The 7,425-nt window shown below is 42.8% G+C and carries 7 protein-coding genes; 1 reads left to right on the top strand and 6 read right to left on the bottom strand.

The genetic code is table 11. The features are described from left to right. Positions 1-93: 93 nt before the first annotated feature. Positions 94-513 (bottom strand): MarR family winged helix-turn-helix transcriptional regulator, encoded by a 420-nt coding sequence (locus tag KTE19_RS12350; protein ID WP_217164212.1) that lies wholly within the window; start codon positions 511-513, stop codon positions 94-96. A 167-nt stretch (positions 514-680) separates the two neighbouring features. Between KTE19_RS12350 and KTE19_RS12345 the strand changes: the two genes are divergently transcribed. Continuing rightward, complete coding sequence (locus KTE19_RS12345; protein ID WP_217164210.1) at positions 681-2,060, top strand: MFS transporter; 1,380 nt, start codon at positions 681-683, stop codon at positions 2,058-2,060. A gap of 110 nt (positions 2,061-2,170) precedes the next feature. Here the strand turns inward: KTE19_RS12345 and KTE19_RS12340 are convergent, their stop codons facing one another. The 5 genes from KTE19_RS12340 to KTE19_RS12325 all read right to left on the bottom strand — a co-directional run bounded on the left by KTE19_RS12340 (position 2,171) and on the right by KTE19_RS12325 (position 7,038). After that, on the bottom strand, positions 2,171-2,617 hold the full coding sequence (locus KTE19_RS12340; RefSeq protein ID WP_217164208.1) for a flavodoxin family protein: 447 nt from the start codon (positions 2,615-2,617) through the stop codon (positions 2,171-2,173). Positions 2,618-2,795: 178 nt separating this feature from the next. Then, positions 2,796-3,584, bottom strand: a complete 789-nt coding sequence (locus KTE19_RS12335) for a sulfite exporter TauE/SafE family protein (RefSeq protein ID WP_249778475.1) — start codon at positions 3,582-3,584, stop codon at positions 2,796-2,798. Positions 3,585-3,769: 185 nt separating this feature from the next. Beyond that, on the bottom strand, positions 3,770-5,110 hold the full coding sequence (locus KTE19_RS12330; protein WP_217342400.1) for an APC family permease: 1,341 nt from the start codon (positions 5,108-5,110) through the stop codon (positions 3,770-3,772). Between the two features lie 278 nt (positions 5,111-5,388). Next, positions 5,389-5,520, bottom strand: a complete 132-nt coding sequence (locus KTE19_RS14190; RefSeq protein ID WP_283812280.1) for a hypothetical protein — start codon at positions 5,518-5,520, stop codon at positions 5,389-5,391. Between the two features lie 72 nt (positions 5,521-5,592). Then, a complete protein-coding gene (locus KTE19_RS12325; protein WP_217342399.1) occupies positions 5,593-7,038 on the bottom strand; it encodes an MFS transporter in 1,446 nt (481 codons plus the stop codon). Positions 7,039-7,425 lie beyond the last annotated feature (387 nt).

Below are 7,425 nucleotides of genomic sequence, written 5' to 3'. Positions count from 1 at the left end.
TTGGAAGCATCATTTATTTAAGTTAGATACATATTATATGTACGAAGGCATTTCATTTACACAAGATTCTTGACGCTACCATCAAAAGCCTCACTAACTAAATTTAGCGATAATCTGATTTAAGCCCGCCAACACAATCTCAGCATTGTCACCAAGTAAATCCTCGATGGCTTCATCTGTTTGAGCTAAGAAGGTATGAACCCTGGCAGCCCACTGGCGCGCCTTCGGAGTTAATAGAATCTTTTTATAGCGACTATCATTTTCCAAAGCAACTCGCACAATTAAATCCTTTTTTTCCATCAGTTTTAACAGTGTCGTTGCTGAAGACTTTTGAATATTGAACTCATGCTCCACATCACGCTGAAAGATATCTTGCTGCTTTTCTAACCGATAAATGTAATCAATCGTACTCATTTGAACCTGGGTCAGCCCCATCTGTCGCGCCATCCCATCGGCGTATCTTTGAAGCGCATTATTAGTTTTTTTTATCGCAATACCAATCGATTGTGTCATCGCTATTCACCTACCAATTTGTTCTAATCCTAACTATCCATATTGAATATCATATCATACTTGGTAATTATTGGGGCATATGAATAAAACGACTTGTTTGGTTGGAAATGATATGGTATTATTTTTAAATAGTTCTAAATAGAACTATTTAAAAACGGAGGTATTTTATGGATCGACAAATTACTAAAAAATTATATTTAGCCATCATTGCAACTGGCCTAATGGCATTTTGTGGCGTCCTCATCGAAACTGCTATGAACATCACTTTCCCAACGTTGATGAAAGAATTTAACGTCCCAACTGCCACCATCCAGTGGCTGACAACATCTTATTTGATGATCGTATCAATTTTTGTGCCAATTTCTTCATATTTGAAGAAACGCTTTACAACTCGGCAACTCTTCTTAACTGCAAATTTACTCTTCATTATTGGCTTGTTAATCGATACCTTTTCTAGTTCGTTTGGCATTCTTGTGGTTGGCCGGCTCGTTCAGGGAAGCGGTACAGGAATTGCCCTTCCCCTCATGTACAACATTATTCTTGACCAAGCCCCACTGAATAAGATTGGCTTTTTGATGGGAATCGGCACCCTAGTAACCGCTATTGCCCCAGCACTAGGCCCAACATATGGTGGGTTATTAGTTGATTACAACTGGCATTTAATCTTTGCATTTTTGCTCATCTTTATGCTAATTTCATTAGGATGTGGCCTTTATGCCATTAATCCAGCTAAGGCCACCGGCTCTGCCAAATTAGATTGGTTGGGCTGGGGAGAAATTGCGATCGGATTTGTCAGCTTAATTATCGGCTTTAGCAGCCTCAGCAATTCATTCATGCGTTTTTGCATCTTTTTAATAATCGGGATTGCATGCGTGATTTTATTTGTCCACCACTCGAATCATGTTCCCAATCCAATCATCAACCTTAGAGTCATGGAAAATGCTTCATTTAATTTTCACTTGCTAAGTTATTTTCTGATTCAGATTTTGGTTGTTGGTATTGCGTTCGTGCTACCAAATTACATGCAAATCGTCAATCACACTTCCGCCACAATTGCTGGTCTTGCTCTCTTGCCTGGAGCCGCTATCGGTGCTTGTCTTGCACCAATTGGTGGAAAAATTTATGATCGTTTAGGACCAACTAAGCCAATTTTGACGGGTCTCACGTTTCAGTTAATTTCGGTCGTATTATTAACCGGAATCGTCAAAAATGCTACAACGCCAATCATCACAATCGCTTATACCCTCACGATGCTTGGCATTGGCTTTGCAGCCGGCAACATTATGACAAATGGTTTGAATCAAATCACCAGGGAAAACAATGCTGATGGGAATGCGCTATTTAGTACCATGCAGCAATTCGCAGGTGCAGCAGGAACTTCAATTGTCTCTGTTATCTTCGGTTTTTTCCAAGGGTCAGCTACCGGTTCATATGTCTCCAATACAATTGCTGGTGCCAGATACGCCTTTATCTATTTAATCTCCATTGTGCTGATTAATAGTCTGTCAATTATTATGGGACTTATCAAAAGCCACCGACACGCATAAGCTTCGATGCTAACCCGCTTTCCCGAAGTCCAGATAAATCAAATAGCCCTGCTCAAAAATCACATATGACGTGGTTATTTTGAGCAGGGCTTATTGATTATTGAATTCTGTCACTGACTCACACTCATCGTCTCGGCCTGTTGCATATTGGCAACGGTCCCTTTAAACTGCATGTCAAACCGCTGGGCAACGTGATCCCACACGTGTTTGATGTGATCAATTGCATCTTCAGGCGCCGTTCCGGTAATCACCAGATACATATCCTTGCCGGCAAACGGATTATCCTCTGAACGGACTTCGGTCATCCGATCAATGAAGGTCTTCATGTAGCCTGTCATATCAGACCAATAAATTGGCGTTCCAAACACCAAGGTATCAACACTGGCCATCTGATCGCAAACTTTCGCAAAGTCATCGTGATCATTTTGCTGGCCATATTGAGCAATCTTCAAGTCTGCCAAATTGATCGTTTCGTACTTCTGCCCGTCAATCAACGTTTTCGCCAATGTTTCGGTATCTCCATTGGCCTCAGCACTTGCATTAATAAATAAAATCATCTAAAAAGCCCCCTTGTGAGCGGGCAGATCCAAGCAGGATAACGTCTCGCTGCACAAATCTCGTTTGATCAGATTTCTGCGACAGGTATTATGTTTCCGACTCTGCCTTGGATGAACTGTCCTTTGACATTCCAATTTTAGAATACACCAGAAGTCTGAAAGGGGGTTAGAGATTTGTTTAAAAATAAGCCTTCACGAACAAATCAATTGCCAGCCCGAATGCCAGCATACTGACAACAATCTTGAGGACTTTTTCAGGAATGACCCGAACAATTTTCGGCCCAATATAGCCACCAACAAAGAGGCCTAGTCCAAGTGGGATTACCAGCCACCAATAGATATGGGATTTGAATGCAAAGATCAGGGTGGCGACTAAGTTGGATGCGCCTAGTGAAACATTCTTCAGAGCGTTGTATGACGAATATGGCATTGAAGTCGTGGCCGACAAAATTGCCAGCATCATCACCCCACCAGCGGCGCCAAAGTAACCGCAGTAGGCACCAACAAACAAAACGGCCGCAACAACAATTATTGTAATCATGAGGCTACGATGTGAGTGGACCGAGAGTGAAGCCGCTGGGTGACCTGCCGTCGTCTTTTTGATGCTGGTGAGCATCAAGATGCCTGCCAGTAAGATGAAGAACGGGACAACTTTGGTAAAGGAAGCGGAAGGTTGTTCAAGCAGTAATACCGACCCAACCACACTGCCAAGGATTGTCAGTGGCAGCACTTTAATCAAATCCTTCTTATGATCCCCAAGTTCTTTTTGTGATGAAACTGTCGAACCAAAGCCGGTCATTACCAGTGCGGCGGTGTTGGTCACATTCGCGAATACCGGTGGAATCCCAACTGATAACAGTGCGGGATAAGAAACTAACGAAGCCATCCCCGCTGTCGTACTCACCACGCCTGCTAAAATTCCCACAGGAAAAAGAATTGCGATCATGTCGATCATGTTTGTTGTCATATGTAGAATCATCTCTCCCTCATCGATATATGGTGCTATGTAAAAAGCCATAAGATTAAAATACAATTAAATTATGAGAAAATCAACAGTTTTATGGTAAATAATTCAATAAAAACAGCCCGCTGAAATCAATCAGTGAGCCGATCATTATTGAATGAGTGATTAAACTGATCTGAGCCATTTTCTCAGAATGGTTGATCTTTTTCAGCAATATCTCGCTCCAACCCGTTTGCCTGACGATCCCGATCATCGTAGAAGTACCAACCCCCACTTAGGATCAAAACAATCACGCCTGCGATGATCAGTTCAAGTGAAAAGCTCAAAATCAAGTACGCTGTGACCATCAAGGCAATCACCGGAATGGTTAACCCCCCGGGCAGCTTGAATCCTTGAGGCAATTTACTGTGATTTCGTAATTTGATTGTCGCCACAATCGTTGGAACATATTGAACGAAAGATGTGAAAACGATGCAGGATGCTAAAAACAGATAGTTACCAGCAAATAACATCAGCGCACAAACCGCACAAGAAATCAGTAATGACGCCACTGGTACCCCGCGCTTATTTTGATGGCCAAGCATCCGCGGCAAAAGTTGATGTTCAGAAGCCAATGAGCTGGCAATCGTGGGTGTCGAAAACGAAACCGACAGCGCCACTCCCAAAATTGAAATTAGCATTCCTGCCAATGCCAGATCATAACCGATCGTTCCGGCAATTCGGAAAAACGAAGCGGCAACCGGCACGTTTTCACCAGCCAACCGCGGCCCAGAAACCCCGATTGCCGCAAATTGGACAATCAAATAAAGGGTGGCAGAAGTCAGCAACACGCTAATAAGTGCTTTGGGTAACGTTTTTTCGGGATTCTTCATTTTGGAAGCCGCAATTGGCAAAAATGAAAAACCGGTAAACATGTAAAAGACCATGCCGAAGCCTTGATTGAATCGGCCAAACAATGGTGACTCATTCGCGAGGCTCCCAGTAACGTTACTGAAGTTGGCAGGATGAATGAAAAATAATCCCATTGCGACAAACAGTACCAGCACGCCCACTTTGGCAATCGTCGAGATATTGTCGACCCAATCCATGAAATTTGTTCCAATTAAATTGAGACAGGTCAGAACCGCAAGAATTCCCAGTGCAACTAATAAGTAATTTCGATGGTCATTCAGGCTTGGGAACACGCTGCGAAGGCTGGTTACAAACGCTGAAATTTCTGTTGCCATCGTGATGATTCCAAGCAACCAAGTGTAGATACCAATTTCAAATCCGGCAAACCGGCCAAACGCTGTGTATGTATACAACCAAGCCCCGCCATCACCGGGAATCTTACTGGCCAAATTTGCGAAACATAACGCAATCATCAATACGGAAATTCCTGCCAAGGGCATCAGTACCATACTCAAATCCCCTAACTTAGCGTAGATCCGGCTGGGCATCAGAAAAATCCCGGAACCGATAATGCCATCGACACCGAGGAGAAAGACACTGAGAAAATTAAGTTGCTTGGTAGTTGTCCGGTGAGCCATGGTAAAAGACTTCCTTTGAAGTTGAATAGCGACTAAGAATAGCCTACTTTTCATTCAGACGAATCCGCTTACATAAGAATTTTAACATTTCAGCTCAGTCAAAGACACAATTCTGCCCACCGGGAAACACAAGTGTTCCTAAATTCTAATATGAAAATGGCGGGGACCAAGCAAGCTTCAGCACGTTTGGTCCCCACCATTTTCAATTCATGATTATTAATTTTATTCTAGTACCAACTGATTTCGTTACTCACCACAATATAATTAATAATCCGTGATTAAGCTCCCAAATACATATACATCATCGACATCATTCCGTACAATTTCACGGTTGCTTGCTTCTGTTCGGCTTGTTTATCCCGCTGAATTTGCTTATAAAGGATTAGATCCTCTGTTGAAGTCGGTTGCATGTCCACCACCTCCTCGAATCCATGATACACCCAATTAAAAGTTGTCTTCAAAATAAATTTAAAAAAAGAGCCCTATTCGGACCCTTTAGCAACAACTTTAGTCGAATTTTTCCGTGATCCTAAGTACCTTATCAGAACAACTACCAAAGCAATTGTCGAAATTACGGTTGCCATCCAAAAGACGTTATAAAACGCTTGGATGAATCGATCGCCCACTGCTCTGGTAATTCGGGTAACCCCTGGCAGCTGGAAGAACAGCATTGATGACGCGAAACTAATGCCGACAGTCATCCCCAGCGTCCGGGCAAATGAGTTAAGAGAACCGGCAATTCCTGACATTTTCTTGTCAACCATCCCCATGGTCAGCGCGTTGTTAGGTGACAAGAAGATGGCCATTCCGATCCCGTTCAATACGATCGGTGGAATGATCCGCCACATATCCAAATTTTGCGGGAAAAAGGCATAACCAATTTGTGAAATCATCAAGATTAATAATCCAACGACCGTCATGAGTTCCCGGTTAATTCGATCGGCCAATACCCCTGCAAATGGCGTTGTGACCAACATCGTCACAGACTGAAGCATAATGACCAAGCCACTCATAAAGGGGCTCATGCCATTATAGCTTTGTAAATAAAATGGCATCAAAATATTAGAAACTGAGTTGACCAACATGACCAACATCAGGGCAAAGATCGAGTTCATGAAGCCGCGATTATGCAACACTTCCGGGGCAATCCACGGCAAGTTGGATTTATCATCCTGAACAAATGAATAGATTGTGATTGCCCCACCAATGATGAAGAACGCCAAACCCATTAGTAGCTTTGAGCGGCCACTCTGGAAAAAGGAACCGCTTAGAAAGAAGATGATAATGCCCAATGTGAACAAGTTTTGCCCCGTCCAATTAGCCCCCTTGGTCACTTCGCGAACATGCGCCCAGGATTCACGCGGCACTGGTAATAGTTTGAATCCCAACCAAAGCACCAAGATCCCAAGCGGAATATTAATCCAGTAAATCCATCGCCAACTAGCCGCCGAAATGATGAAGCCACCAATTCCTGGACCTGAAATTGACCCAACCGAAATAAACATCGAGATCATTGCCAAAGCTTCAGCCCGTCGTTTATCCGGAAAATACTCGGTTACAATTCCCATCGAATTGGCCATAATCATCGCCGACCCGATGGCCTGAATCACTCGTCCAAACAAAATAATCACAAAATCTGGTGCAAATCCAGTGATGGCAGAACCAACCAAGAAGGCAAGCCCCCCAGCCAGGAAAACCACGTCCTTCGACAAAATGTCACCAATATGACCAAACATCACCAATAAAATCGCCGTGGTAATTAACCCAATTTGAACAATCCAAGTGGCCATACTACTGGAAATATCCATTGAAATTGCAATTTTTGGAATCGCCAAATTTGTACTGGACCCTGATAATGCCGTTAAAAACGAAAATAATCCCAGTACGATAATGATCGATAGGCTTTTCCCTCGACTCTCAGCCATCATACCCCCTCCTTACTATTCCACACTTATTTATAACATGAATTTCCGGAGAAGTTGGCAATAATGCTTATGAATCCAGCATTGAATCAGAAGTAATATTTACATAGATAGGTATCTTGAAATAGTTTCCCCGTTTGCCTGAAACTTACATTGAAGTGAGTTGATCTGAAACCACGATCCTTATTTATCACCAATTCCCAACCGCTTCTTTTGGGGCACAATTACTCGGTTCCAGATGCTTTGCAAAACAATGTAACCGAAGACGACGCCAACCAACGCACTCAAAAAGAAGCTTGGGATGAATAAGAAAATTGAAGTGCCCTACAATTGTTAGACAAGTAAGTCTAATGATTGTGGGGCTTTTCTTGTGACAAAATATAGTAGTCAATT

Origin of the sequence: Lentilactobacillus dabitei, from assembly GCF_019061365.1 — a bacterium.
GTDB lineage: Bacteria > Bacillota > Bacilli > Lactobacillales > Lactobacillaceae > Lentilactobacillus > Lentilactobacillus dabitei.
This window is presented reverse-complemented; position numbering and strand designations above follow the sequence as displayed.